We start from the raw sequence: 23,281 nt of genomic DNA on the forward strand, positions 1-23,281 counted from the left end.
AGCACAGAAAGGGGTCAGAGCCCTTCGCGTTGCGAAGGGATCCGACCCCGGTTCCGGCAAAAAAGAACGGCGCCCCGAGGGGCGCCGTTCTGCTTCCATCTCCGGCCAGGAGAGAGTTGGCCGGAACGGGAACGCGGGTGCAGGCTTAGAAGCGCTGCTGGTACTTCATGTACATGAAACGACCGATGTCGAAGCCGCCGTAGTAGACGAAGCTGCTGTTCGGCTGGCTGTACATGACCGGACCCTGGTGGTCGAACACGTTGTTCAGGCCCAGCGAAACGGTGCCATCCCACGGCAGGCTGTAACGCACCTGCAGGTCGTGGAAGGTGTTCGAGCCCACCTTGTTGGTCGGCGAGGCATCGGTGTAGGCCGAGCTGAAGCCCGGGATGTTGCACTCGTCCATGTAGGAGCACTTCTCCTTCATGCTGGAGTAGTAGCGCGCGGTCCAACCGATGCCCAGGTTGCCGTACTGCCAGTCCAGGTTGAAGGTCGAGCGCACGCGGAAGTTGCCGCCCCAGCTGGTCAGCTGCTCCACCGGCGTGGTGGCGGCGTTGTCGTTACGCTGCTCCAGGTAGTCGGTGTAGGTGGTGTTCCAGGTGACGGCGAACTTGCCGAACGCGGTTTCCGGCAGGCGGTAGCGCGCGCTGATGTCATAGCCGGCGGTTTCGCGGTAGCCGGCGTTGACCAGCGAGCGGTCCAGCCCGTTCACCTGGCCGTTGCTGCCGCGGGTGAAGCGGCCGCAGGCCGCATCCGAACCCTGCACGTAGCACTGTTCAAGGATGCTGGTGGCCGACTCGCCGACGATGGCGTTGTCGATGCGGATCTTCCACCAGTCCAGGCTGACGTCCAGGCCCTGCACGAAGTCCGGGCTGTAGACCAGGCCCACGGTCCAGGTCTTGGCGGTTTCCGGCTTCAGGTCCGGGTTGGAACCCGAGCTGAAATCGGTGGTGGCCTGCTGGCCCGGCTTGCTGGCGACGGTGCCGTCGCTGTTGAGCTGGCGGAAGTTGGCCGGCACGTTCAGGGCCTTGCAGCGTGCAGCAACCGCAGCGCTGGTGGCGGCGGTGCCGAACGAGGTGTCGCACGGGTCGGTGAACGAGTCACGGCTGCTGACGGTGCCGCCGTACAGATCGTCCACGGTGGGCGCACGGAAGCCGGTGCCGTAGGTGGCGCGCACCAGCAGGCTGTCGATCGGCTTCCACTTCACGCCGAACTTGCTGTTGGTGGTGGAGCCGAAGTTGTTGTAATCCGAGTAGCGACCGGCCACGTCCAGCGACAGCTCACGGGCGAAGGCCATGTCGGCCAGCAGCGGCACCTGCAGTTCCAGGTAGACCTCGTTGAGCGAGTAGTCGCCCTGGGTCGGCTTGCCGCTGGTGCCGGCGATCTGGCCGTTCTGCACCATCAGGTCCGGGGTGTAGCGTGCTTCTTCGGTGCGGTGCTCGAAGCCCATCGCGGTCAGCACGTCGCCAGCCGGCAGGGTGAACAGCGAACCGGAGATGTTGGCGCTGGCCACCTTGGTGGTGGTCTGGCTCTTGTCCACGAAGCGGGCGAACAGGTAGTCCTGCACGTCCTGGTTGCTCAGCGAGCCCGGGCCGGTGTAACCCATCGGCGCGGCCGGGTTCCACGGCACGCAGCCGGCGATGATCGCATCGGTGGTACCGCAGTAGGCCACGCCATCCTTGATGAAGGACGGGCCGACGGCCTGGTTCACGTTCGGCTGGAACATGCTGCCCGTGCCGATGCGCTCGCCTTCATTGCGGTTGTACGTGTAGTTGACGTTCCAGTCCCAGTAGCGCGAGCCGGTCTCGAAGCTGCCTTCCAGGCCCAGGCTGCCGCGCTTGGTTTCCAGGTTGTTCTCGGTGCCGCGCAGCAGTTCTTCGGTGCGGTGCGAGAACAGCACGTCCTGGCCCCACAGGTTGAACGCGCTGTCCTTGGACAGGGCGGCACGGGCGCCGCTGCGGGCCTGTGCGGCGGTGACCGAGTACGGGTAGCCGGCCAGGTGCTTGCTCGATTCGCGCTTGCTGTACAGCGCGTCGGCGACGATGCGCAGGTTGTCGTTGACCGAGAAGCCGCCGTTGGCGAACACCGAAGTGCGCTCCAGGCCGGTCAGCAGGCTCATGTTGGTCTTGGTGTTGGCACCGTCGGCCGGGTTCAGCGTGTGGAAGTTGGCTGCATCGGTCGGGTCGCCGCCCGGGCCGACCGTCACCGGCTTGCCGCCGACGGTGACGCTGCCCCACGGCGTGGTGCCGTTGAGGCCGTCGTTCGGGTGGCGCGGGCCGTTGACGTAGCGGCTGAACTCGCGCGCGCCGCCCATCACTTCGTCTTCCTTGGTGCGCTCGGCACCGACGCTGAACCAGCCGCGGTCGAAGGTCTTGCCGAAGGTGGCGCTGTAGGAGCGCTTCTGGCCGTCGCCTTCACCGTACTGGCCGACGTAGACGCTGGCTTCGCCACCGTCGAAGTTCTTGCGGGTGATGATGTTGACCACACCGGCGATGGCGTCCGAGCCGTACAGCGCCGAGGCACCGTCGGTCAGCACTTCCACGCGCTCGACGATGGCCGAGGGGATCGAGGCCAGGTCGGAGTAACCGCCGGCGCTGACGCCCATGCGGCGGCCGTCGATGAGCACCAGGCTGCGTTCCGGGCCCAGGTCGCGCAGGCTGACATACATGCCACCGAAGTCGCGCGAGGAGGTCAGCGAGGACGCGCGGCTCATGCTCGGCGAGCCAGCAGCGGTCACGTCCTGCAGGATGTCGGCGACGTTGACGTAGCCCTTCTTCTCGATGTCGGCGCGGTTGAGCGCGACCACCGGCTGGGCGGTCTCGACACTGGCCTGGCGGATGCGCGAGCCGGTGATTTCGATGCGGTCGAGGTTGGTGGTGTTGTCGCCCGCATCCTGTGCGAAGGCGGGGGTGGTGCAGCTGGCGGCCAGCGCGATGACGATCGCGTTGCGCAGCGGGGTGGTCTTCAGGGACATCCGTGAAATCTCGTGTTTCAGAAAAAAACATGCGCCCGTTCTGTGGGCGCGTGGGGTACTGCAAACCAACGTGGGGGGCGGGATTCTAGAGTGTTTTCATTCGTAACTGTTTGTCCCTGCGTGTTTCATCGCGTTGAAGATGAATCGCAACCAACAATCCACAGGAGGGCTGTGCGCAGCGTCACGCGCGCGCGGTTTTCGATGCGCAGAGGCACCGATAACGGCCGCAATCGCATGATCTGTAATGCACGGAGTGTGCGGACGTTCATCCACGCATGGCGTGGATCTACTGGAATGCGGACACCCGCGCGATCGACAGGCGCATCGGTAGATCCACGCCATGCGTGGACAAGGCACCGGTAGATCCACGCCATGCGTGGATAGGGCACCAGTAGATCCACGCCATGCGTGGACAAGGCACCAGTAGATCCACGCCATGCGTGGATAGGGCACCAGTAGATCCACGCCATGCGTGGATGAAGCACCGGTAGATCCACGCCATGCGTGGATAGGGCACCAGTAGATCCACGCCCTGCGTGGATGGCGCCCAACAAAAAAAGGGCGAAGCCTTCGCTTCGCCCCTCCACATCCATCATTCCAAACGCCCGCGCGCCGATCAGGTTTCGCGCAGCGCCGTGGTGATCGGCAGGCGCGCCGCGCGCAGTGCCGGGAACAGGCCACCGACCAGGCCGATGCCCAGCGCCCACTTCAACCCATTCCACAGCAGCTCCGGCGACACATGGAACTTGAACACCACCGCGCTGAAATTGCTGCCGATGGTGGACACGCTGTAACCGTTGAACAACAACCAGGCCACGGCGCAACCGAGCAAGCCACCCAGCAGCGCCAGCAGCATGGTTTCCAGCATCACCGCGGTCACCACCGGCAGGCCGCGGAAGCCGATCGCACGCATGGTGGCGATCTCGCGTGCACGCGTGGCCACGGCGGCATACATGGTGTTGAGCGCACCGAACACCGCGCCCACTGCCATGATCGTGCCGATCACCTTGCCGAGGATGTCGATCAGCTTGGTCAGGCCGCCGCCCTGCTTGCTGTAGTAGGCGCGCGTGGTTTCCACGTCCAGCTTCAGGCGCGGGTCGGCAGCCACCGCCGCCTTGAACTGCTCGAAGCCCGCCTTGCCATCGGTGCGCACGCTGATCGACTGCCATGCACCGCGCTGGTAGGTGGTGGCCAGCGTATCGGCGTCGGTCCACAGTTCCGAATCATGTGCATCGCCGGTGGCGAACACACCCACCACGGTCCAGGCCTGGTTGCCCAGGGTCAGCGTCTTGCCCACCTCCATGTTGCGGAACTGGCCCTGCGCCCCCTGGCCGACCACGATCTCGCGCAGGCCGGTGGCGAACTTGCGGCCCTGCACGATCCTGACCTTGTCATGCACCGCCCACGCCTGTGGGCCGACGCCGCGGAACTGCGCATTGACGTCGGTGCCATCGGCCCGCGACACCAGGTTCACCACCTGCGAGAGTTCCGGCGACAGCAGCGGCCGGCCTTCGCCATCGCGGGTGATGCCGGGCAAGGTGGATAGCGTGGGTACCTGTTCGCGGGTGATGACCGAGTTGGTCTCGGCCTGCGAACCACCCCGCAGCACGATGGCGGTCGTGTCATCGCCGGTGTTGTTGAGCGTGGCCTGGAAGCCTTCGCCCATCGCCAGCATCGCCACCAGCACGCCGACCACGCCGGCGATGCCGACCACGATCACCGAGGAGGCACCCCAGCGCTGCGGCAGGCTGGCGATGCCGATGCGGGTGGCCGCCAGGGCCAGGCGGCCGCTGCGGGTCAGCAGCAGCCACAGCGCCACCAGCACGGCCACGGCCAGCACGCCAAACCATGGCAGGCCGATCCACAGCACCAGGCCCACCGCCAGCAGCAGCACGGTCAGCGCGTTGCCCAGCCACTTCTTGAGCTTGTTCATTGGAAGTCCTCCTCAGCGACCGGCCAGCGCATCGACGATCTTCAGGCGCTTGGCCCGCAGCGCAGGCAGCAGCCCGACCACGATGCCGATCACCACGATCAGGCCCACGCCCACCAGCCAGGTGGGTGTGGGTACGTGCGGCGGCAGCATGCCCATGCTCTTCGGCGCGATGGCCGGCAGCACCAGCGCGGCCAGGCCCATGCCGATCAGGCCACCGAGGCCGATCAGCAGCACCGACTCGACCATCACCAGCGTCAGCACGGTGCCATCCTTGAAGCCCAGCGTCTTCAGCGTGGCCAGTTCGGGAATGCGCTCGCGCACGGCCTGGGCCATGGTGTTGCCGGTCAACAGCAGCAGGGTGAAGAACACCGCGCCCATGATCGAGGTGACGATCATGCCGATATCCGCGAACTGCTTGACGAAGGCCTGCTGGAACGCCGATTCGGTCTGGGTCTTGGTTTCGTGGTCGGAGTTGGCCGAGATCGCATCGATGGCCTGGGCCACCCGCGAGGCATGGTCGGGGTTGTCCAGGGTGATCGTGTACCAGCTCACCTGGTTCTTGATGTAGTCGTTGGATTCGTCGAAGTACTTCCAGTTCATCATCAACTGGCGTTCTTCGTTGCCCGCCTGCGCGCGGTCCTTGGAACGGAAGATGCCCTTCAGTTCCAGCGGCCAGTCGTTGCTGCCGCCGCGCGGGAAGATGGTGGCCTGCAGCGGGATGGTGTCGCCGATCTTCCAGCCGAACTGGTTGGCCAGGCTCTCGCCGACGATGGCACCGGTGCGGGTCTGCTTCCAGTCTTCCAGCTGCGCCGGGTCGATCTGCAGTTCGCGGTAGACATCGAAGTAGTTGGGCGACACCGAGAAATTCGGGAAGAAGTTCTTCGGGTCCTGGTAGATGCCGCCGAACCACATGCCATAGGCCACGTCGCGCACGCCGTCGACCTGGCGGATCTGCGTTTCCAGGCGGATCGGCAGCGACTGGGTGATCGACAGGCGCGATGCGGTGACCAGGCGGTTGGCACCTTCCACGCTGCCGCCGGAGTTGAATGCCACGCGTACCGAATCGAGCATGCCGAACAGCAGGAACGCGGCGACCACCGAGAGCAGGGTCAGCAGGGTCCGGGTGCGGCTGCGGAACAGCTGCGCCCAGACAAGGGAAAAATATTTCATCGCCGGGGCCTCCGTCAGTGGGCCAGCGGGGCGTCGGCCAGCTCGCCCTTGTCCAGGTGCACCGTGTGGGTGGCGTACTCGGCAGCCTTCGGGTCATGGGTGACCATGATGATGGTCTTGCCGTGTTCGCGGTTGAGCTGCTGCAGCAGGCCCAGGATCTCCTCGGCCGACTGCCGGTCGAGGTCGCCGGTGGGTTCGTCGCAGATCAGGAAGGTCGGGTCGGAGACGATGGCGCGGGCGATCGCCACGCGCTGCTGCTGGCCGCCGGACAGTTCGTTGGGGCGGTGGCTGCGGCGGTCGGACAGGCCGACCAGGGTCAGCGCGATCTCGGCATTGCGCCTGCGCTGGGCGGCGCTGAGGTGGGTCAGCAGCAGCGGCAGTTCCACGTTCTTCTGCGCGGTCAGCATCGGCATCAGGTTGTAGAACTGGAAGACGAAGCCGACGTGGTGGCTGCGCCAGGTGGACAGCTGGCCGCCGCTCATCTGGTCGATGCGCTCGCCTTCGATGCTGATCTCGCCGCCGCTGGGGTTGTCCAGGCCGCCGATGAGGTTGAGCAGGGTGGTCTTGCCCGAACCGGACGGGCCCATCAGCGCGACGAAGTCGCCGCTGGCGATGTCCAGGTCGATGCCGTGCAGCACCTGCACTTTTTCCGGGCCGCGTTGGTAGGTCTTGGTGATGTTGCGCAGTGAAACCAGGGTCGACATGGGTGGTTCTCCACGGAAGGCGGGAAACGGGGCACTGCGCCTGCGGTGGCCGCAGGCGTGCGTCGAACGGTGCTGCCGGCGGCGCCACGCGGGCGCCTGGCCGTTACTGCGCTTGTTTCTGTTGCACCTTGGCGCCATCGCGCAGGGTCTGCGGTGGGTTGACCACCACCGGTTCACCCGCACTCACGCCCTTGAGGATCTGGCGGTCCTTGCCCATCGCCTGGCCGGCCTGCACGGTGCGCTGCTGCACGCGGTCGGCATCGCCCAGCACGAAGGCCACGCTGGCACCTTCGCGCTCGACCACGGCGGTGGCCGGCACGCGCACGCCCTGCGGCTTGCTGGCGGCGGCCTGCGGCTGCGCCTGCTCCAGGAAGCTGACCCGCACGCCCATCTCCGGCACGATGCGCGGGTCCTTCACCTTCAGCGCGACGCGCACCTTCACCGTCGCCTTGCCACGGTCGGCGGTGGGGATGATGGCGATCACCTCGCCGGGGATCTTCCATTCCGGGTAGGCATTGAGCGTGGCTTCCACCGGCATCTTCGGCTGCACGCGGCCGATGAAGGCTTCGCCCACTTCCACTTCGATTTCCAGCGAATCCATGTCGACGATGGTGCCGATGCCGGTACGGGTGAAGCCGCCGCCGGCCGACAGCGGCGAGACGATCTCGCCCGGCTGCGCGGCCTTGGCGGTGACCACGCCGGAGAACGGCGCGCGCACGATGTTGTTGTCCACGCCGAGGTCGGCGATGGCGAGCTGGTCGCTGGCCACCTTGACGTTGCGCTGGGCGGTATCCAGCTGTGCACGCACGCTGTCACGCTGGGCCACGGCCTGGTCGTACTGCGAACGCGAGACCAGCTGCTGGCCCACCAGTGCCTGCAGGCGGCTGGCTTCGGCGGCGGCCTGGCGCTGCTGCGCCTGCAGGCCGGCCACCTGCGCACGCGCGGCCTGCACCTGCGACGCGGACAGGCTGCGCTGTGCATCGGCATCGATCGGGTCCAGCGTGGCCATGATCTGGCCGGCCTCCACCCGCATGCCTTCCTCGATCATCACTTCGCGCACCTTGCCGGTGATCTTGGCCGACACTGTGGCCATGCGTCGGGCCACCACGTAGCCACTGGCATCGAGCACCGAACTGCTGGCACTGCCCTGCTGGATCGCCACCGCCGGTGCGGTCTCGACCTCAGGTGCCGGCTCGCGGCCGAACAGCAGGAAGGCGCCGCCGGCCAGCAGCAGCACGATGACGACCAGGGCGATCCACAGCCAGCGGCGGCCACCCGGGCCATCCCCGGAGGACGGCGGCGGGTTCTTGCGGTCGATGCGGAGTTCCTTCAACAGCTCGGCAGAAGCGTTCATTGCGTTCCATCACAGGCGTTCGGGCGGGTATGGCCGGAAGGGCGACAGCGGCGGTTCCGGTGGGCAAGCGTGCAGCACAGCATGCAGGTGGCACGGGGCGGGATGGCAGTGACAGCTGTCACCCGATGGAGCTGACGGCGGCCACTGCGAAACGTGACCGGCGCGGCACAGGATGGCAACGTCCCCGCTACCGGTACCGCACCGATGGATCCGACCGCAGCCCCCACGACGGCCCCACTGGCCCGCCTGCACCAGGTGCAGGTGCATTACGCCGGCCATGCCGCGCTGCAGGGTATCGACCTGCAGGTGCGTGCCGGCCAGGTCCTGGCCCTGCTGGGCCGCAACGGTGCTGGCAAGAGTACCGCGATCAGCGTGCTGCTGGGCCTGCGCCGCGCCGATGCCGGGCAGGTTGAACTGCTCGGCGGCGATCCGCAGCAGCGCGCCAGCCGCCTGGGGCTGGGCGTGATGCTGCAGAGCACCAGCCTGCCGCCGATGCTGCAGGTGGATGAGCTGGTGGCGCAGGCCAGTGCCTGCTACGCCGAGCCGATGCCGCTGGCGGAGGTGCTGCAGCGCACCGGCCTGCAGGATCTGGCCCGCCGTCGCTATGGGCAGTTGTCCGGTGGCCAGCAGCGCACGGTGCAGTTCGCCATCGCGCTGTGCGGCCGCCCGCGCGTGCTGTTCCTGGATGAGCCCACCACCGGCCTGGACATCCAGGCGCGGCAGGTGATGTGGCAGGCGATCCGGCAGCTGGTAGCCGAAGGCTGCGGCGTGCTGCTGACCACCCATTACCTGGAGGAAGCCGAAGCACTGGCACAGCAGGTGGTGGTGCTGGAACAGGGCCGCGTGCTGGCCGATGCGCCGCTGGCCGAACTGCGCCTGGCCGACCGGCCGCGCCGCATCCGCTGCCGCAGCAGCCTGGCGGTGGAGGACGTGCAGCGCTGGCCGGGCGTGCAGCAGGTGCAGCGCGATGGCGCGCACCTGCACCTGTTGGCCAGCCCGGCCGAACCGGTGGTGGCCCGCCTGCTGGCCGCCGATGCGCAGCTGCAGGAACTGGAAGTACAGGGCGCGGCGCTGGCCGACGCCTTCCTCGACATGACCCGGGAGGCTGCATGAACACCGTGACCCGTTCCCTCGCTGCGCCGCGCCCATCGGTGCGTGCCGTCCTGCGCCCCTACATCGCCGAACTGCAGGCCGAACTGCGCCGGGCCTGGCGCACGCCGGCCTTCGCCGTGCCCTCGCTGCTGTTCCCGGTGCTGTTCTACCTGTTGTTCGGCGTGCTGCTGGGGCGTGGCCATGCGCCGCTGTACCTGCTGGCCACCTACTGCGTGTTCGGCGCGATGGCACCGGCCCTGTTCGGCTTCGGCGTGCAGTTGGCGCTGGACCGCGAGGGTGGCCTGCTGACCCTGAAGCGCGCGCTGCCGATGCCGGCCGCAGCGCCCCTGCTGGCGCGGCTGGCGATGGCGGTGCTGTTTGCGCTGCTGGTGGCCGGGCTGCTGGTCACCGTGGCCTGCACCCTGGGCGGCGTGCATCTGCAGGCGCAGCAGATCCTGCAGTTGCTGGCGGTGGCGGCACTGGCAGCGCTGCCGCTGGGCGCCATCGGCCTGCTGATCGGCAGCCATGCCAGTGCCAGCGCGGCACCGGCGATGGTCAACCTGGTGTACCTGCCGCTGGCCCTGCTGTCGGGGCTGTGGCTGCCGCTGTCGGCGCTGCCGAAGCTGTTTTCCACGATGGCACCGCTGTGGCCGACCTGGCACCTGGCCCAGCTGGCACTGCCCGTGGTGGGGCAGCCGGCGGTGGGCAGCATCGCCGGGCATCTGCTGGTGCTGCTGGGCGTGACCGTGGCGGCGCTGCTGCTGGCACGCCGCCGCCTGCGCCGGGTCGGCTGAACTGGCATGATCGGCAGCGAACGTTCCCGCCTGGATCCGCCCGTGCCCTCGAACCGGCTTGCGTCGCTGCTGCGCCCCGCGCCGGATTCGGCCGTGGCCGACCTGCTGCGGCGGGGCAAATCGCCGTGGAGCGGTGCGATCCACCTGCTCTGGTCGGTGTGGATCTTCCTCACCCCCGCGCTGGGCAACGGCTTCACCCTGCGCTGGCTGTTCCTCACCCTGGCCAGCTATCCACTGTTCCTGCTGCTGTATGCGCGGGTGATGCTGGCGCCGCGCCACCACGGCCCGCGCTATGCACTGGCGATGGTCGCGCTGTCGCTGGTGCTGCTGCCCTGGTATCCGTCCGGCCTGAGCTACTTCGTGTTCGGCTGCGTGATGATGCGCATGAGCGGGCGCAGTGGCTGGTGGATGTACCTGCTGCAGCTGACCGCGCTGAACATCGTGTTCTGCGCCGCTGCGCTGTACTTCGGCTACCCGTGGCAGGCGCTGGTGTGGATGCCGGCGGTGTCCTTCATCGTCGGCCTGGTGGTGAACGTGGAGGCGTTGAGCCAGCAGCGCGACGTGGCCCTGCAGCTGTCGCAGGAGGAAGTGCGGCGGCTGGCGACCACGGCCGAGCGCGAGCGTATCGGCCGCGACCTGCACGATCTGCTGGGCCACACGCTGTCGCTGATCACGCTGAAGCTGGAACTGGCGCGCAAGCTGTACGACCGCGATGACGCGCGTGCGCGGCAGGAGATCGGCGAGGCCGAGGCCATTGCCCGCGAAGCGCTGGCGCAGGTGCGCAGCGCGGTTACCGGCATCCGTGCCAGCGATCTGGCCGGCGAGCTGGCCTCGGCGCGGCTGCTGCTGGAATGCCAGCAGGTGCACCTGCATTACACGGTGCCGCCGCCGATGCCGGTGGAGGTGGAGCGCGGCCTGGCGCTGGTGCTGCGCGAGGCGGCCACCAATATCGTGCGCCATGCGCAGGCGACCCAGGCACGGGTGGAGTTCATGCAGGAAGGACGGCAGCTGGTGATGCAGATACGCGATGACGGACGGGGTGGCCTGCAGGCCGAGGGCAACGGCATGTGCGGCATGCGCGAGCGCGTGGCCGCGCTGGGCGGCCAGTTGCAGGTGCAGTCGGGCAAGGGCGAGGGCACGCTGTTGACCCTGCGCGTGCCGCTGGCGGCGGCCACCACGCCGGTCCCGCCGGCGTCGCTGGCACAGGGCGGTGCGGCATGATCCGCATCCTGCTGGCCGAGGACCAGGCGATGGTGCGTGGCGCGCTGTCGGCGCTGCTGGGCCTGGAACCGGACATCGAGGTGCTGGGCAGCGCTGCCGATGGTGAGGCGGCCTGGCGCATGCTGCAGCAGCTGCAGCCGGACATCCTGGTGACCGACATCGAGATGCCCGGGCTGACCGGCCTGGAGCTGGCCCAGCGCATTGCCCGCCATGAGCTGCCGATCAAGGTGGTCATCGTCACCACCTTCGCCCGCGCCGGTTTCCTGCGCCGCGCGCTGGAAGCGGGCGTGCTGGGCTACCTGTTGAAGGACGCCCCGGCGGAGAACCTGGCCGACGCGTTGCGTAAGGTGCAGCAGGGCATCCGCGCGATCGACCCGCAGCTGGCGATGGACGCATGGTCGCAGGCCGATCCGCTGACCGACCGCGAGCGGCGCGTGCTGCGCCTGGCCGGCGAAGGCCGCACCGCCAGCGAGATTGCCGAGCAGCTCGGGCTGTCGCACGGCACCGTGCGCAATTACCTGTCCGAATGCATCGGCAAGCTGGGCGTGGCCAACCGCATCGAGGCGTACCGGCTGGCCCGGCAGAAGGGCTGGTTGTAGGCGCGCGATGCGCCGGTAGCGCCGGGCCATGCCCGGCGAGCGAAGCGGCCGCCCTTGACCTGCACCTGCACGTGCGACGAAACGATCCGCCGGGCGTGGCCCGGCGCTACCGATTCGACGCGTCGCTTGATCCTTGCCGCGCCCGGCGGGCGAAGCGGCCGGCCTGCTGCCGTATTCTTGGCGCTCTCACGGACGGGGCTGTCGCGTTGAAACACCACTTTGCCGATTTCCTGGATCGCAACGGCGATACCTGGACCATCACGCCGAACGGGCAGCGCTGGTCCTGCCATGTCGATGACCTGGCTGACGTGCCGGAGGACACCGAGCGTCTGACCGTCACCGCGGGTGATCGCAACTGGCAGCGGATGCTGCAGTTGCCGCAGTTGCGCGAACTGACCCTGCACGAGCCCCACCGGGACCAGCTTCTCGCCCTGGCCCAGATGCCGCAACTGACCGCGTTGCGCATCAGCCATGCACGCCCGGCATCGCTGGCGATGCTGGAAGGCCTGTCGGCCCTGCGCGAGCTCGTGCTGGAGTACGTGTCGGGGTTCAGCGATCTTTCGCCCGTGGGGCGGCTGCCCGCACTGCGCGCGCTGCATCTGGAAAACCTGCGCCGGGTCAGTGATTTTTCCGGCCTGGCCGGCGCGCCCGCGCTGCGCAGCCTGACCGTGATGGGCACGCTGGACTGGAACCAGCCGGTTGCTGATCCGGGTTTCCTGGCGCGACTGCCCGCGCTGGAGGCGGTGAGCATCACCTGGTTCCGCAGCCCCTTGTTGTCCGGCATGCCCGGTTCGCTGCTGCGCGTGCCGAAGCTGCGCAAGGTGCATTTCAGCATGTCCGAGCTGCCGTTGGAGGATTTCGCGCGCATCCAGGCGTGGCTGCCTGGGGTCGAGGGTGCGGTGCGTGAGCCGTTCGTACTCTGCGGTGAGAATCAGCGCCTCATCGACCCTCGCGAGGACGCGGCTGCGTTGCCGCTGGAAGCTTTCCTGGCGGTGCCGGGGTTCTGGGTCGATGCGAAGGGCCGCCGTCGCGAGCACCTGGTCGACAGTGCCTACCTGCTGGGCAAGGGCGAGCGCATGGCCCAAGGCAGATCGGCCAGCGTGCTGGCCAAATGCGGGCAACATGCGCAGCGCTACCGTGCCCTGGTCGAACAGTTCAGCGGCGAAGGTGTTCCGGGCCAGTAGAGCCGAGCCCACGCTCGGCTGCTGTTCGTCGCTGCGCGCCGCCGCCCGGGCATGGGCTCGGGCGCTACCAGTTCGCGGCCCTGCTCAATCCTTTCCGCGCGCCATCGCCTGGAACACGCCATCGCGGCGCACCCACAGGTGGAACAGTGCCGCGCCCACGTGCATCAGCACCGTGGCGAACAACAGATACGCCAGCAGGCTGTGCGCGTTGCGCAGGGCCGCATACAGCGCCGGAGTGTGCGGCACGATCGGCGGCAGGTGCACGCCGCCCCACAGGGTGATCGGGTAGCCGCCGGCCGACAGCATCGCCCAGCCGATCAGCGGCATCGCCAGCATCAGCCCGTACAGCATCCAGTGCGATGCCTTGGCTGCCAACGCCTGCCACACCGGCAGGTCCGCCGGCAGCGGCGGCGGGCGGTGGCGCAGGCGGTTGTACAGGCGCAGCAGCACCAGCACGAGGATGGCGATGCCCAGTGGGCGGTGCAGGTCGACCAGCATCGGCCGCAGGTGCAGCGATGCGACCATGGTGACGCCGACGAACAGCATGGCCAGGATCATCACCGCCATGGTCCAGTGCAGGATGCGCGCGAGCAGGTTGAAGTGGCCGTTGCCGGTACTCATCGTGCGGCCTCCTTCTTCGGTTGTTCGACGTTGCCGGCGGCGCGTTCGCGTTCGCGGCGGTTGAAGGACTGCGAGTACACGGCCGAGCGCGCGGCCAGGATCGGGTCGTCACTGCCGCGCACGCCGCTGGGCAGGATCAACGGGTCGAAGTTGATCTGGCCGCAGGCGCCTTCCTCCTGCGATTGCATGCGGTCCAGGCTGAGCACGCCGGCCACCACCTGGTCGCGCGTGTCCGGCCATGGCGTGGACGGATCGTCGATGGCATCGCCGGGCGCGGCGGTGCTGACCACCAGGTTCCACTGCACCGGGCCCTTGGCCAGGCGCTGCTGCAGTTCCTGGCTGAGGAAATCGACGCTGGCCTGCTTGCGCGTGTCCGCATCCATCTCCACCACCGGCGCCAGCGGCTGCCAGCGCCAGCGCACCGCGCGCTTCTGTCCCTGCGCGTTGGTGAACCAGAAACTGTTGACGCTGTTGTAGGTGGTGTCGGCCCAGCTGCTGGTCCACGGCGCAGTCTTCGCCCATTGCTGGAAGGCCTGCGCGCTGGGATACCTGGCCAGCACGGCGGCCATCTTCTGCGGGTCGGGCTTGCCGGTGGCCGGGTCGGGGATGGACGCGCGGGTCTGCTCGTAGAACGCCTCGGCGTCGGGCACCGCGAAGAACGGGAAGCTGTTCATCGCCATCCGCCATTCCTGGCCATCGTCGCTGACCATCTGCACGGCCATGCTGCGCACGCGGGCGGTGTTGTCGGCGCCGTACGGGTCGCCGCCACCGATCGACAGGCGGCCCATCACCGGCACGCGGGCCTGGGAGAACACCCGCGCGCTGGACAGGGTGGGTGCCTGCGCGCTGGGTTCGAACCAGCCGCTCACGCAGATGCCCTTGCTGTGCGCGCGGCGGAAGCCCGGGTGGGCCGGGCCGGTGGCTTCGATGGTGTCGGTGAAGCGTTGCGCGGTGAGGCGGTTGCCGATCCAGCCGGCCAGCCAGGCGAAGGCCAGCGCGACGCCGCCCAGGATCAAGGCGATCAGGGCGATCCAAGGCAACGGGGAATGGGCGCGCGGTGCGCCGGGCGTCTGGCCGGCGCGGGTGTAGCGGAAGAGCGACATGGTCGGGTTCCTGCCTTCACGGATCGTGTGGGTGGTCGACCCGCACATCCTCGCAGAACCCGGCCGGGGCCGAAATTCAATTTTTCGTCAGATTTGCCAGCCCGGTCCCCGGCAGCGGTAGAGTCGACCGTTGGTCGACTGCTCTCCGACCGCCCCTGGAAAATCCCGCGCTGCGCGCCATAGTCGACTGACAGTCGACTCTACCGTGGAGCGCGTGCCGCCGCCCCGCCGCCTCACCGGCCAGGCCGGTGGGGCAGGGGAGCGCGCAGGCTCAGGTGTACCGCGCTTTCAGCATCGCCCAGGCCGAACGCAGGGCCAGGGCCTCGCCACCGGCCGGACGGCCCGGGCGTTCGCCGTCGTTCCAGGCGTACACGTCCAGGTGCGCCCAGCGCTGGTCGTTTTCCAGGAAACGTTCCAGATACAGCGCGGCGGTCACCGAGCCGGCCATGCGCGAGCCGGCATTGGCCAGGTCGGCCACGCCGCTGCTCAGGTAACGCAGGTACGGGCGCCACAGCGGCATGCGCCACACCGGGTCGCGGGTTTCATCGCCGGCCTGCAGCCACTGCTGGGCCACGGTGTCGTCATTGCTGAACAGCGCCGGCAGGTCCGGGCCCAGGGCAATGCGCGCCGCACCGGTGAGGGTGGCGAAATCCAGCACCAGGTCAGGCTTCTGCTCGCCGGCGAAGGTCAGCGCGTCGCACAGGACCAGGCGGCCTTCGGCGTCGGTGTTGTCGATCTCGATGCTCAGGCCCTTGCGCGTGGCGATGATCTCGCCTGGACGGAACGCATCGGGGCCGATTGCATTTTCCACCGCCGAAATCAGCAGGGTCAGGCGCACCGGCAGCTGCTGGGCCATCACCAGCCCGGCCAGGGCCAGCGCGTGGGCGGCGCCGCCCATGTCCTTCTTCATGTTGCGCATGCCATCGGCCGGCTTGATGTCCAGGCCGCCGGTGTCGAAGCAGACGCCCTTGCCGACCAGCGCCAGCGCCGGGTCGCTGTCCTTGCCCCAGCGCAGCACGATCAGGCGCGGCGCACGGTGCGAGGCACGGCCCACCGCATGGATGGCCGGGAAGTTCTGCTTCAGCAGTTCATCGCCGGTGATCGCTTCGACCTGCGCGCCATGGGTGTCGGCCAGCGCACGCGCGGCGTCTTCCAGCTGCTGCGGGCCCATGTCCTCGGTCGGGGTGTTGACCCAGTCGCGCACGCGCAGGCTGGCGGCGATCAGGTCGGCCACTTCCGCGCCGGGGCTGGCCAGCAGCTGCGCCGGTGCACGGTTGCGCTTGCGGTAGCGGTCGAAGCGGTAGCTGCCCAGGCCCCAGCCCAGCTGCAGCAGCGCCTGTTCGGCGGCCGGCAGCTCGGTGGCCAGCTGCCATACGCTGCCTTCGGGCAGGGCGTGCGGGGCATGTGCATAGGCGTAGGCATCGGCGCGGTCGCCCACCCCGATCACCGCACCGGCCAGGCCATTCTCGCCGGGCAGCAGGGCCACGCTGTGGGCGCCGGCGGTGAAGCCCTGTGCGTCCAGCCATGCCTGCTGGGCGGCCGGCTGGGCGGCCTTCCAGCGGGCGAACTGGTCGCGGTCCAGCACGTGCAGCGGCAGTGCGGCGGTGGCAGTGGCGGTGAAGCCGGTGATCTCGCTCATGCGTCAGTTACTCCGGTGTTCGTCGGCGGCATCAAGGTTGGCGTCCAACCAGTCGGCCAGGCCGGTAAGGGTGTCGAACTGCAGGTCCGGCTGCAGCTGCGGGTGGGTCCAGGTGGCGGCGTCGCGGTTGATCCAGCAACCGCGCAGGCCAGCGGCGATCGCCCCGGCCACGTCCATCTCGACATGGTCGCCCACGTGCAGCACCTGCGCCGGGGCCACGCCCAGGCGCTGGCAGGCGGCATGGAAGATGCTGGCCTCCGGCTTGGCCGCGCCGTGTTCGCGCGCGCCCAGTTGGAAGGCGAAAAGATGCGACAGGCCGATCCGCTCCAGGTCGGCGTTGCCGTTGCTCAGCGCTGCCACCGGCACCCGCGCGGCGATGCGCGCCAGCGCCTCCAGCGCGTCGGGGTAGTACTCGACCTGGTTGCGCGCGGCATAGAACACTTCGTAGGCCGGCTCCAGCAGGTCCAGGCTGGCGCCGCTGTTCTGCAGCGCCTCCTGGATCGTCAGCCGGCGCAATGCGCTCAGGTCGAAATGCAGGTGCGGGTTGTCGCGGAAGGAGCGCTCACGCAGTTCACGCATCGCCGCCACCGGGTACATGGCAGCGGTGGCGGGGCTGTGCTCGCACATCCATTCGTGCAGGACCACGTCGATGCGGGCGCCGATCGGCGCGAACGGCCACAGCGTGTCGTCGAGGTCGAGGGTGATGGCTTGGACTGGAAATTTCACCCGGCCATTCTACGCCTGCCCGCCGGGGCTTTCATTCCAGCAGCCGCGCCCAGCCCTGCATGCCTTCCAGGCGGGCCAGCACCAGCTTGATGCAGACCAGCAGCGGCACCGACAGCAGCAGGCCGACCATGCCCCACGCCCAGCCGAACACCATCAGGGCCAGGATCAGCACCAGCGGTGACAGCTTCATCTGCCGGCCCAGCACGATCGGGGTCACCAGCTGCCCTTCCAGCGTATGCAGGCCCAGGTAGGCCGCGGCCGGCAGCAGGGCCTGCAGCGGGTCGCGGAACTCGACGAAGCCCATCAGCAGCATCATCGCCACGCCGATCAGCGGGCCCACGTACGGCGCGAAGTTCAGCAGCGCGGCCACCGTGCCCCACAGCAGCGCCTCCTGCAGGCCGATGCCGAGCAGCATCAGCACGCCGGCAAACACCAGCCCCACCAGCGTGTTGATGACGCTGATGGTGAGCACGTAGCGCGAGACCTCGCGTTCGATCGAGCGCAGGATGTCCGTGGTGAACCGTTGTTGCTGGCGGTTGGGGAACAGCGCGATGGCTGCGCGTTGCAGGCTCTCGCCATAGATCATGAAGAACAGGGTGAGCAGCACCACCGCCAGCACCGATGCGGCGAGCTTGGGGGCCCGGGTCAATACACGATAAGGGTCGTCCAGCTGGGTGCGGATGACCTGGATCCTGCGGTTGCTTTCGCCGCCGGCAACGCGCGCGAAGTTTTCCGCCGCCTGGTTGGCCTGCTGCACCGGCTTGGTCAGGTCCTGCACCTGGCGGGCGACTTTGCGCAGCTGCTGCGGTGCTTCCTGGGCCCAGTCCATCGCCGGGCCGATCAGCTGCACGCCCAGTGAGCCGGTCACGCCCAGGCCGGTGCCGAGGATCAGCAGCGCACCGATCGCGCGCGGGATCCACAGCCGGCGCAGGAAGCGCAGGATCGGGTTGCCCACCAGCGCGAAGAACATGGCCAGCAGCACGGGCAGGATGATGTCCTGCGCAGCCCACAGGGTGAAGGCCACGGCGAGGGTGGCCAGCACCACCAGCGACATCGGCCCGCGTGGGCGCGACGGCGGCGGCAGGGGCGCCGCGTTGTCCGGTTGGGGTGCGGCAGGGGACAGCAGGGACTCGCTCATCGACGCACCAACCGGGAAGGGAGGCCCATTATCAGCCCGCCGCGATCAACGCGGCGGGTGTGTCAAGTCAACGCTCGGAGACGTCGGTGGCCGCTTCGGCCGGCTGTGGTTCGCGCAGTTCCGGTTCGGGCGTGGCAGCCGCGCGCGGGGCAGGGCGGGCTGCGGCCTGCGGGGCCATCTGCTCGGCCGCCTCATCGGCCTGGTCGGCGGCTTCATCGGCCGTATCGGCCGCGTGTGCAGCCATCGCGGCGGCAAACGCGGCCTGGCCACTGGCAAACAGGTTCGATACCGAGCCGATCATCTGCAGCCAGCGTGCACCGTTCACCTTGCCCGGTACTTCCAGCTTGCCGGCCAGGAAACCGCCGGCCAGGCCGACGGTGATGATGCGCAGCGGCGACCAGCCCTGCCGCCAGACCTGGCTGAGCACGGTCCAGTTGTCTTCGGTTTCGGCCATGCGCACGGCCATCACCTGTTCGCAGCGCTTCACCCGCCGCTGCAGCGCGCCGAACTTCATGGCTTGCCCTCCGGTATCTGCACCTCGGCATCGGGGTCGTCTTCGCTGGGCTCGTCGAACAGGCCCAACTTCGACAACTGGCGCCGCGTGGCATGCATGCCGGTGTGGTGGAAGAAGTAGGACACCCGCCAGATCGCATAGCCGGTCACGGCCAGGCTCAGCAGCGAGGTGATCAGCAGGGCCTGCAGCCAGCTCAAGCCCCAACTCTGCAGCAGGGCGATGAGGGTGGCGGCCATCAGCAGCCAGGCCGAGGCCCCGAAGACGATGCCCACCCCGGCCCAGGCCAGGGCGCGGCCGAATGCGCTGCGGGCCAGGGCGAAGTCGGCCGAAGCCAACCGCCGCAGCGAGCGCAGCGAATTCTTGGCCGAATCGGCGGCGGCCTTACCTGCCGCGCCGACCTGGCGGATGCTCTCGTCCAGCGGCGGGGTCGCCGCTGGATCGGGTGCTTGCGTGGTCTCTTCGCTCACGCCGCAGCTTACTTGTCGCTGCTGCTGGCCAGCTTGGCGATCAGCCAGCCAGCGGCGAAGGCCACGCCGAACGATGCCAGCGGACGCTCGCGGATCAGCTCGGCGGCGCTGTCGACCAGGTCCTTGCCCTTGTCCATCAGTGCGTCCACCTGTTCCTTGGCAGCGGCACCGCCGAACTCGGCAGCGGCCAGGCCGGACAGCGCGCTGTCGGACAGTTCGGCCTTGACGTTGGCCTTGCCGATGCGCAGTTCGTCGGTGGCGGCACCGGAAGCACCCTTGATCGCACCGCCGGCAGCGGTGGCGGCCTGCTTCAGGTGGGAACCGGCTTCACCCAGGTGTTCCTTCAGGTTCTCGGTATTGGTGGGGCTCATCGAATCACTCCTGTTGCGATGGGGGGACGAACGAAGGGTTCGGCCGATAGGGCGTACAGCAATAGCATCGGCCGGGTATAGGGGGTGTTACGGCGGGGCGATCAGCGCATCACCAGCTGGCCCTGCTGCTGGCCATTGTTGCGCAGGATGCGCAGTACCAGGTTGGCGGGGCGCTGCTGGAAGTTGGCACGCCAGCTGGCCAGGTCGGCAAATTCGCCCACCGTGGCCTCGGCGATGATGTCGCCCTGCTGCAGGCCGTTGCTGGCCGCGCGGCTGCCGCGCTTGACCTCGCTGACCAGCACGCCGCCCACGCCGGACTGGCGCAGCGACTCGGGCAGGTCGGTGAAAGTGGCGCCGGTCAGGCGCGGGTCCAGGCTTTCGCCGGTGACCGAGCGTGCCTGTTCCTTCAACGTGGCCTTGACCTGCACCGCCTTGCCTTCGCGGCGCACGTCCAGCGCCAGCACGCTGCCGACGGCGGCCAGGCCTTCGACGTTGTGCAGCGCTTCGGCGCTGTCCACGCGCTGGCCATTGGCCGACACCACCACGTCGCCCGGCTTCAGCCCGGCTGCAGCGGCGGCCGAACCGGCCAGCACGCGGGTGATCAGCGCGCCACGCGTTTCACCCAGGCCCAGGCCCTGGGCGATCTGCGCGCTCAGGTTCTGTGCTTCCACGCCCAGGGTGCCGCGCACCACCACGCCGTGCTTGACCAGCTGGTCGACCACGCTGCGCGCCAGGTTGGACGGGATGGCCAGGCCCAGGCCGATGTTGCCGGCCATGCTGCCCTGCGGGTTGAAGCTGGCCGTGTTGATGCCGACCAGCTGGCCCTGCAGGTTGACCAGCGCGCCACCGGAATTGCCCGGGTTGATCGACGCATCGGTCTGGATGAAGTTCTGGTAGCCCAGGCCGCGGATGCCGGTGCGGCCCACCGCCGAGACGATGCCCGAGGTCACCGTCTGGCTGAAACCGAACGGATTGCCGATGGCCACCACGAAGTCGCCCACCCGCAGCTGGTCGCTGTTGCCCAGCTTGATGTCGGTGAGGTTCTGCGCCGGGATGCGGATCAGGGCGATGTCGGTATCGCGGTCCGAACCGAGGAATTCGGCCTTCACCGTGCGCCCGTCGGCCAGGGTCACCTGCACGTCGTCGGCGTTGTCGATGACGTGGTGGTTGGTCAGCACCAGGCCCTCGCTGGCATCGATGATGACGCCCGAACCGAGCGATTCGTTGATGCGTTCCTGCGGCACGTCCGGGAACAGGCGGCGGAAGAACGGGTCGTTGAAGAACGGATTGCGCACCCGCACCACCTGCTTGGTGTTGACGCTGACCACGGCCGGCATGGCCTTTTCCAGCATCGGCGCCAGCGACGGGACCGCCTGCCCGGCAACCGCGGCCGGCAACGCGGCACTGGTCGGCAGCGCGGCGGGAAGCGGCGCGGCATCGGCGCGGTTGTCCAGGTGGGCGTTGATGCCGGTGGCGACGAAGCCGCCGAAGGCAGCGGCGATTGCGAGCGTGAGCAGGGTGGGAAGCGGTCGCATGGGAGTCGGTTCGCTGGCGGTGGAGTGGGGCCGTAGGGCTATACGGTAGAACAAGCTGAATGAGTGTGTCGCGATCCGGATAAATGGCCCATGAAAAATGACGGCCATGCGACGCGCGTGGCGACCGTGCAGGCGTGCCTCCGCAGCATGCCCGCACGCGCCGAACCTTGCGCAGTTCGGCGCATCCTGGCGTTGCCATGGCGCTTGCCGCGCATCTCATGCACGGGCCATGCAGCGCCACGGGCGGGATGCCCGTGCACACGCGGGCATCATCGCGTAGCACTTAAATAAAGGGGTTTTCTGAATGAAGGTCGGCCTGGCACTGGCTGTCGCTTACACCAGGGCCGTCGCATCCGATGCGATTGGATATGTGCGCCCCGTTCCACGATGGACAATGTCGGTATAGCATCGCCCCGTTTTGACAATCCAGGCCCCCAGGAGGGCAACATGAGCAACGGTAATGGTGTGTCGGTCGTGACCGACGCCGTCGAGAACGTTAAAGAAACCGCCGCCAACGTTGGCGAGACCATCGCCCACGCCGCCGAAGACGCCGTGAAGTCGGTCAAGAAGACCGTCAAGCGCGCCACCAAGGCTGCCGGTACCCGCGTTGCCAAGGCCAAGAAGGCTGTGGTCAAGGTCGAGAAGACCGTTGCCAAGAAGGCCGAGAAGGCTGCCAAGTCGGTCGGCAAGACCGTCGCCAAGGCGAAGCAGAAGCTGGAAACGGCCAAGAAGAACGCCAAGGCCGAAGCCGCTGCCCTGAAGAAGGAAGTGGCCAAGAAGAAGGCTGCTGCCGGCAAGGCCGTGACCAAGAAGGCCGCTGCGGCCAAGAAGACCACCAAGGCCGCCACCAAGGCTGCCGGCAAGAAGGTCGCCACTGTGAAGAAGGCCGCCACCAAGAAGGCTGCCGTCGCCAAGAAGACCGTTGCCAAGAAGACCGCGGCCGCCAAGAAGGTTGTCGGCAAGAAGGTTGCTACCGCCAAGAAGGCTGTGGCCAAGAAGACCGTCGCCGCCAAGAAGGTTGCCGGCAAGAAGGCTGTGGCTGCGAAAAAGGTTGTCGGCAAGAAGGTCGCCGCCACCAGGAAGGTCGCCACCAAGAAGACCGCCGCTGCCAAGAAGGTCGTCGGCAAGAAGGTTGCAGCCACCAGGAAGGTTGCCACCAAGAAGACCGCTGCTGCCAAGAAGGTTGTCGGCAAGAAGGTCGCCGTCGCCAGGAAGGCCGTCGCCAAGAAGGCTGCGCCGCTGAAGAAGGTTGCCGCCAAGAAGGCCCCGGCCAAGAAGGTCGTCGCCAAGAAGGCCGCTGCCAAGAAGGCTCCGGCCAAGGCCGTGCGCAAGGTCGCCAAGCGCAAGTAATCGCGCGGTGACAGAAGGCCCTTCCGCCCCCCGGGCGGGAGGGCCTTTCGCATTCCAGGGGCAGGCTTTGCGGCAAGATGCGGGTTCTTCCCGCTGGAGCCCCGGGCATGCGCGGTATCGATTTCAGTTCCTGGCAGGGCGTACTGTCCACCCTGGCCGGCCTGGTCCTGATCACCCTGCTGGGCGTGGGCATCCGCCTGCTGGTGATGCAGACCCTGCAGCAGCGCCGCGAGCGCGAGAACCGGCAGATCAACGAACGCCTGCGCACGCTGATGGCGGCCTACAAGACCCTGGGTGGTTCCTTCACCGGCGAACTGGGCGTGGACCCCACCCATCGCCGTGACCTGCGCCAGCGCGAAGAAGCCGAAGGCATCGCCGAGCCACGCTCGGACCGCGCCCGGCGCATCCGCGATGCCGTGGAAGCTGCCCTGTCCGACATCCTGCTGCTGGGCACCGACGAACAGGTGCGCCTGGCTGCGCGTGCCGCCGAGGAACTGGCACAGGGCCGGCCGGTGCACACCCACGAACTGGTGATATCGCTGCGTGACTTCGTGCGCGAGGCACTCGATCTGGCGCCCATCCCGGGCGATCTGCGCATTCCCCCGCAGGGCCCAACCCGGCCCGGTGGCAGTGGCGGTGGCAGCGGCAAGGGGCGCAACGACGGCGATGCCAAGGGCGGCCGCGGCGGTGGTGGTGGCATGGGCGGCGGCATGGGTGGCATGGGCCTGGGTGCCGGTGCCGCGCTGGGCGCCGGCCATGCGGCCGGAAGTGATGACACGGACGCGCGCTGAGCGC

21 protein-coding genes are annotated in these 23,281 nt (G+C 68.3%); 7 read left to right on the forward strand and 14 right to left on the reverse strand.

From position 1 onward, the window contains the following. Positions 1-145: 145 nt before the first annotated feature. The 5 genes from C1926_RS04775 to C1926_RS04795 form a co-directional block, all read right to left on the reverse strand. On the reverse strand, positions 146-2,971 hold the full coding sequence (locus C1926_RS04775) for a TonB-dependent receptor (protein WP_108758399.1): 2,826 nt from the start codon (positions 2,969-2,971) through the stop codon (positions 146-148). A 616-nt stretch (positions 2,972-3,587) separates the two neighbouring features. Next, the gene (locus tag C1926_RS04780; protein WP_108758400.1) at positions 3,588-4,904 is read right to left on the reverse strand and encodes an ABC transporter permease; all 1,317 of its coding nucleotides are present in this window, start codon (positions 4,902-4,904) and stop codon (positions 3,588-3,590) included. Positions 4,905-4,916: 12 nt separating this feature from the next. Then, positions 4,917-6,074 carry an ABC transporter permease gene (locus C1926_RS04785; RefSeq protein WP_079224932.1) on the reverse strand — a complete coding sequence of 386 codons (1,158 nt, stop codon included), beginning with the start codon at positions 6,072-6,074 and terminating at the stop codon, positions 4,917-4,919. Between the two features lie 14 nt (positions 6,075-6,088). Next, positions 6,089-6,778: an ABC transporter ATP-binding protein gene (locus C1926_RS04790; RefSeq protein ID WP_108758401.1), complete on the reverse strand. Its 690-nt coding sequence runs from the start codon at positions 6,776-6,778 to the stop codon at positions 6,089-6,091. Positions 6,779-6,881: 103 nt separating this feature from the next. Continuing rightward, positions 6,882-8,132 (reverse strand): efflux RND transporter periplasmic adaptor subunit, encoded by a 1,251-nt coding sequence (locus C1926_RS04795; protein ID WP_079224933.1) that lies wholly within the window; start codon positions 8,130-8,132, stop codon positions 6,882-6,884. A gap of 204 nt (positions 8,133-8,336) precedes the next feature. Here C1926_RS04795 and C1926_RS04800 point away from each other — a divergent pair, with 204 nt between their 5' ends. The 5 genes from C1926_RS04800 to C1926_RS04820 all read left to right on the forward strand — a co-directional run bounded on the left by C1926_RS04800 (position 8,337) and on the right by C1926_RS04820 (position 13,022). Further along, positions 8,337-9,245: an ABC transporter ATP-binding protein gene (locus tag C1926_RS04800; protein ID WP_108758402.1), complete on the forward strand. Its 909-nt coding sequence runs from the start codon at positions 8,337-8,339 to the stop codon at positions 9,243-9,245. After that, positions 9,242-10,018 (forward strand): ABC transporter permease, encoded by a 777-nt coding sequence (locus tag C1926_RS04805; protein WP_108758403.1) that lies wholly within the window; start codon positions 9,242-9,244, stop codon positions 10,016-10,018. Before C1926_RS04800 ends, C1926_RS04805 begins: the two co-directional genes overlap by 4 nt. 6 nt (positions 10,019-10,024) lie before the next feature. After that, complete coding sequence (locus C1926_RS04810; protein WP_108758404.1) at positions 10,025-11,239, forward strand: sensor histidine kinase; 1,215 nt, start codon at positions 10,025-10,027, stop codon at positions 11,237-11,239. Further along, positions 11,236-11,838 (forward strand): response regulator transcription factor, encoded by a 603-nt coding sequence (locus C1926_RS04815; protein WP_079224937.1) that lies wholly within the window; start codon positions 11,236-11,238, stop codon positions 11,836-11,838. The genes C1926_RS04810 and C1926_RS04815 overlap by 4 nt, the downstream gene beginning before the upstream one ends. A gap of 206 nt (positions 11,839-12,044) precedes the next feature. Continuing rightward, positions 12,045-13,022 carry a leucine-rich repeat domain-containing protein gene (locus C1926_RS04820; protein WP_108758405.1) on the forward strand — a complete coding sequence of 326 codons (978 nt, stop codon included), beginning with the start codon at positions 12,045-12,047 and terminating at the stop codon, positions 13,020-13,022. Positions 13,023-13,106: 84 nt separating this feature from the next. Here the strand turns inward: C1926_RS04820 and C1926_RS04825 are convergent, their stop codons facing one another. The 9 genes from C1926_RS04825 to C1926_RS04865 form a co-directional block, all read right to left on the reverse strand. Continuing rightward, complete coding sequence (locus tag C1926_RS04825) at positions 13,107-13,643, reverse strand: cytochrome b (RefSeq protein ID WP_108758406.1); 537 nt, start codon at positions 13,641-13,643, stop codon at positions 13,107-13,109. Then, positions 13,640-14,746, reverse strand: a complete 1,107-nt coding sequence (locus tag C1926_RS04830; protein WP_108758407.1) for a catalase family peroxidase — start codon at positions 14,744-14,746, stop codon at positions 13,640-13,642. Before C1926_RS04830 ends, C1926_RS04825 begins: the two co-directional genes overlap by 4 nt. Before the next feature lie 271 nt (positions 14,747-15,017). Next, positions 15,018-16,385, reverse strand: a complete 1,368-nt coding sequence (locus C1926_RS04835) for a M17 family metallopeptidase (protein ID WP_108758408.1) — start codon at positions 16,383-16,385, stop codon at positions 15,018-15,020. 3 nt (positions 16,386-16,388) lie between these two features. Beyond that, complete coding sequence (locus C1926_RS04840; RefSeq protein WP_108758409.1) at positions 16,389-17,111, reverse strand: HAD family hydrolase; 723 nt, start codon at positions 17,109-17,111, stop codon at positions 16,389-16,391. A 31-nt stretch (positions 17,112-17,142) separates the two neighbouring features. After that, positions 17,143-18,249 carry an AI-2E family transporter gene (locus C1926_RS04845; RefSeq protein WP_108758410.1) on the reverse strand — a complete coding sequence of 369 codons (1,107 nt, stop codon included), beginning with the start codon at positions 18,247-18,249 and terminating at the stop codon, positions 17,143-17,145. Positions 18,250-18,316: 67 nt separating this feature from the next. Further along, a complete protein-coding gene (locus C1926_RS04850) occupies positions 18,317-18,763 on the reverse strand; it encodes a protein sip-5 (RefSeq protein WP_079224948.1) in 447 nt (148 codons plus the stop codon). Next, positions 18,760-19,230 (reverse strand): phage holin family protein, encoded by a 471-nt coding sequence (locus C1926_RS04855; RefSeq protein WP_108758411.1) that lies wholly within the window; start codon positions 19,228-19,230, stop codon positions 18,760-18,762. The genes C1926_RS04850 and C1926_RS04855 overlap by 4 nt, the downstream gene beginning before the upstream one ends. An 8-nt stretch (positions 19,231-19,238) precedes the next feature. Beyond that, positions 19,239-19,601 carry a hypothetical protein gene (locus C1926_RS04860; RefSeq protein ID WP_108758412.1) on the reverse strand — a complete coding sequence of 121 codons (363 nt, stop codon included), beginning with the start codon at positions 19,599-19,601 and terminating at the stop codon, positions 19,239-19,241. Between the two features lie 101 nt (positions 19,602-19,702). Then, positions 19,703-21,136, reverse strand: a complete 1,434-nt coding sequence (locus C1926_RS04865; protein ID WP_079224953.1) for a Do family serine endopeptidase — start codon at positions 21,134-21,136, stop codon at positions 19,703-19,705. Positions 21,137-21,583: 447 nt separating this feature from the next. Between C1926_RS04865 and C1926_RS04870 the strand changes: the two genes are divergently transcribed. Beyond that, positions 21,584-22,486: a histone gene (locus C1926_RS04870; RefSeq protein WP_108758413.1), complete on the forward strand. Its 903-nt coding sequence runs from the start codon at positions 21,584-21,586 to the stop codon at positions 22,484-22,486. Positions 22,487-22,593: 107 nt separating this feature from the next. Beyond that, positions 22,594-23,277, forward strand: a complete 684-nt coding sequence (locus tag C1926_RS04875) for a hypothetical protein (protein WP_108758414.1) — start codon at positions 22,594-22,596, stop codon at positions 23,275-23,277. The last annotated feature ends 4 nt before the right edge of the window (positions 23,278-23,281 follow it).

It is taken from the genome of Stenotrophomonas sp. ZAC14A_NAIMI4_1, assembly GCF_003086915.1.
In the GTDB taxonomy this organism is placed as follows: Bacteria; Pseudomonadota; Gammaproteobacteria; order Xanthomonadales; family Xanthomonadaceae; genus Stenotrophomonas.

What these genes read in the sequence shown, in the direction of transcription:
- C1926_RS04775 (WP_108758399.1), bottom strand. Translation starts at nt 2,971, where the DNA reads ATGTCCCTGAAGACCACCCCGCTGCGCAACGCGATCGTCATCGCGCTG.
- C1926_RS04780 (WP_108758400.1), bottom strand. Translation starts at nt 4,904, where the DNA reads ATGAACAAGCTCAAGAAGTGGCTGGGCAACGCGCTGACCGTGCTGCTG.
- C1926_RS04785 (WP_079224932.1), bottom strand. Translation starts at nt 6,074, where the DNA reads ATGAAATATTTTTCCCTTGTCTGGGCGCAGCTGTTCCGCAGCCGCACC.
- C1926_RS04790 (WP_108758401.1), bottom strand. Translation starts at nt 6,778, where the DNA reads ATGTCGACCCTGGTTTCACTGCGCAACATCACCAAGACCTACCAACGC.
- C1926_RS04795 (WP_079224933.1), bottom strand. Translation starts at nt 8,132, where the DNA reads ATGAACGCTTCTGCCGAGCTGTTGAAGGAACTCCGCATCGACCGCAAG.
- C1926_RS04800 (WP_108758402.1), top strand. Translation starts at nt 8,337, where the DNA reads ATGGATCCGACCGCAGCCCCCACGACGGCCCCACTGGCCCGCCTGCAC.
- C1926_RS04805 (WP_108758403.1), top strand. Translation starts at nt 9,242, where the DNA reads ATGAACACCGTGACCCGTTCCCTCGCTGCGCCGCGCCCATCGGTGCGT.
- C1926_RS04810 (WP_108758404.1), top strand. Translation starts at nt 10,025, where the DNA reads ATGATCGGCAGCGAACGTTCCCGCCTGGATCCGCCCGTGCCCTCGAAC.
- C1926_RS04815 (WP_079224937.1), top strand. Translation starts at nt 11,236, where the DNA reads ATGATCCGCATCCTGCTGGCCGAGGACCAGGCGATGGTGCGTGGCGCG.
- C1926_RS04825 (WP_108758406.1), bottom strand. Translation starts at nt 13,643, where the DNA reads ATGAGTACCGGCAACGGCCACTTCAACCTGCTCGCGCGCATCCTGCAC.
- C1926_RS04830 (WP_108758407.1), bottom strand. Translation starts at nt 14,746, where the DNA reads ATGTCGCTCTTCCGCTACACCCGCGCCGGCCAGACGCCCGGCGCACCG.
- C1926_RS04835 (WP_108758408.1), bottom strand. Translation starts at nt 16,385, where the DNA reads ATGAGCGAGATCACCGGCTTCACCGCCACTGCCACCGCCGCACTGCCG.
- C1926_RS04845 (WP_108758410.1), bottom strand. Translation starts at nt 18,249, where the DNA reads ATGAGCGAGTCCCTGCTGTCCCCTGCCGCACCCCAACCGGACAACGCG.
- C1926_RS04850 (WP_079224948.1), bottom strand. Translation starts at nt 18,763, where the DNA reads ATGAAGTTCGGCGCGCTGCAGCGGCGGGTGAAGCGCTGCGAACAGGTG.
- C1926_RS04860 (WP_108758412.1), bottom strand. Translation starts at nt 19,601, where the DNA reads ATGAGCCCCACCAATACCGAGAACCTGAAGGAACACCTGGGTGAAGCC.
- C1926_RS04865 (WP_079224953.1), bottom strand. Translation starts at nt 21,136, where the DNA reads ATGCGACCGCTTCCCACCCTGCTCACGCTCGCAATCGCCGCTGCCTTC.
- C1926_RS04870 (WP_108758413.1), top strand. Translation starts at nt 21,584, where the DNA reads ATGAGCAACGGTAATGGTGTGTCGGTCGTGACCGACGCCGTCGAGAAC.
- C1926_RS04875 (WP_108758414.1), top strand. Translation starts at nt 22,594, where the DNA reads ATGCGCGGTATCGATTTCAGTTCCTGGCAGGGCGTACTGTCCACCCTG.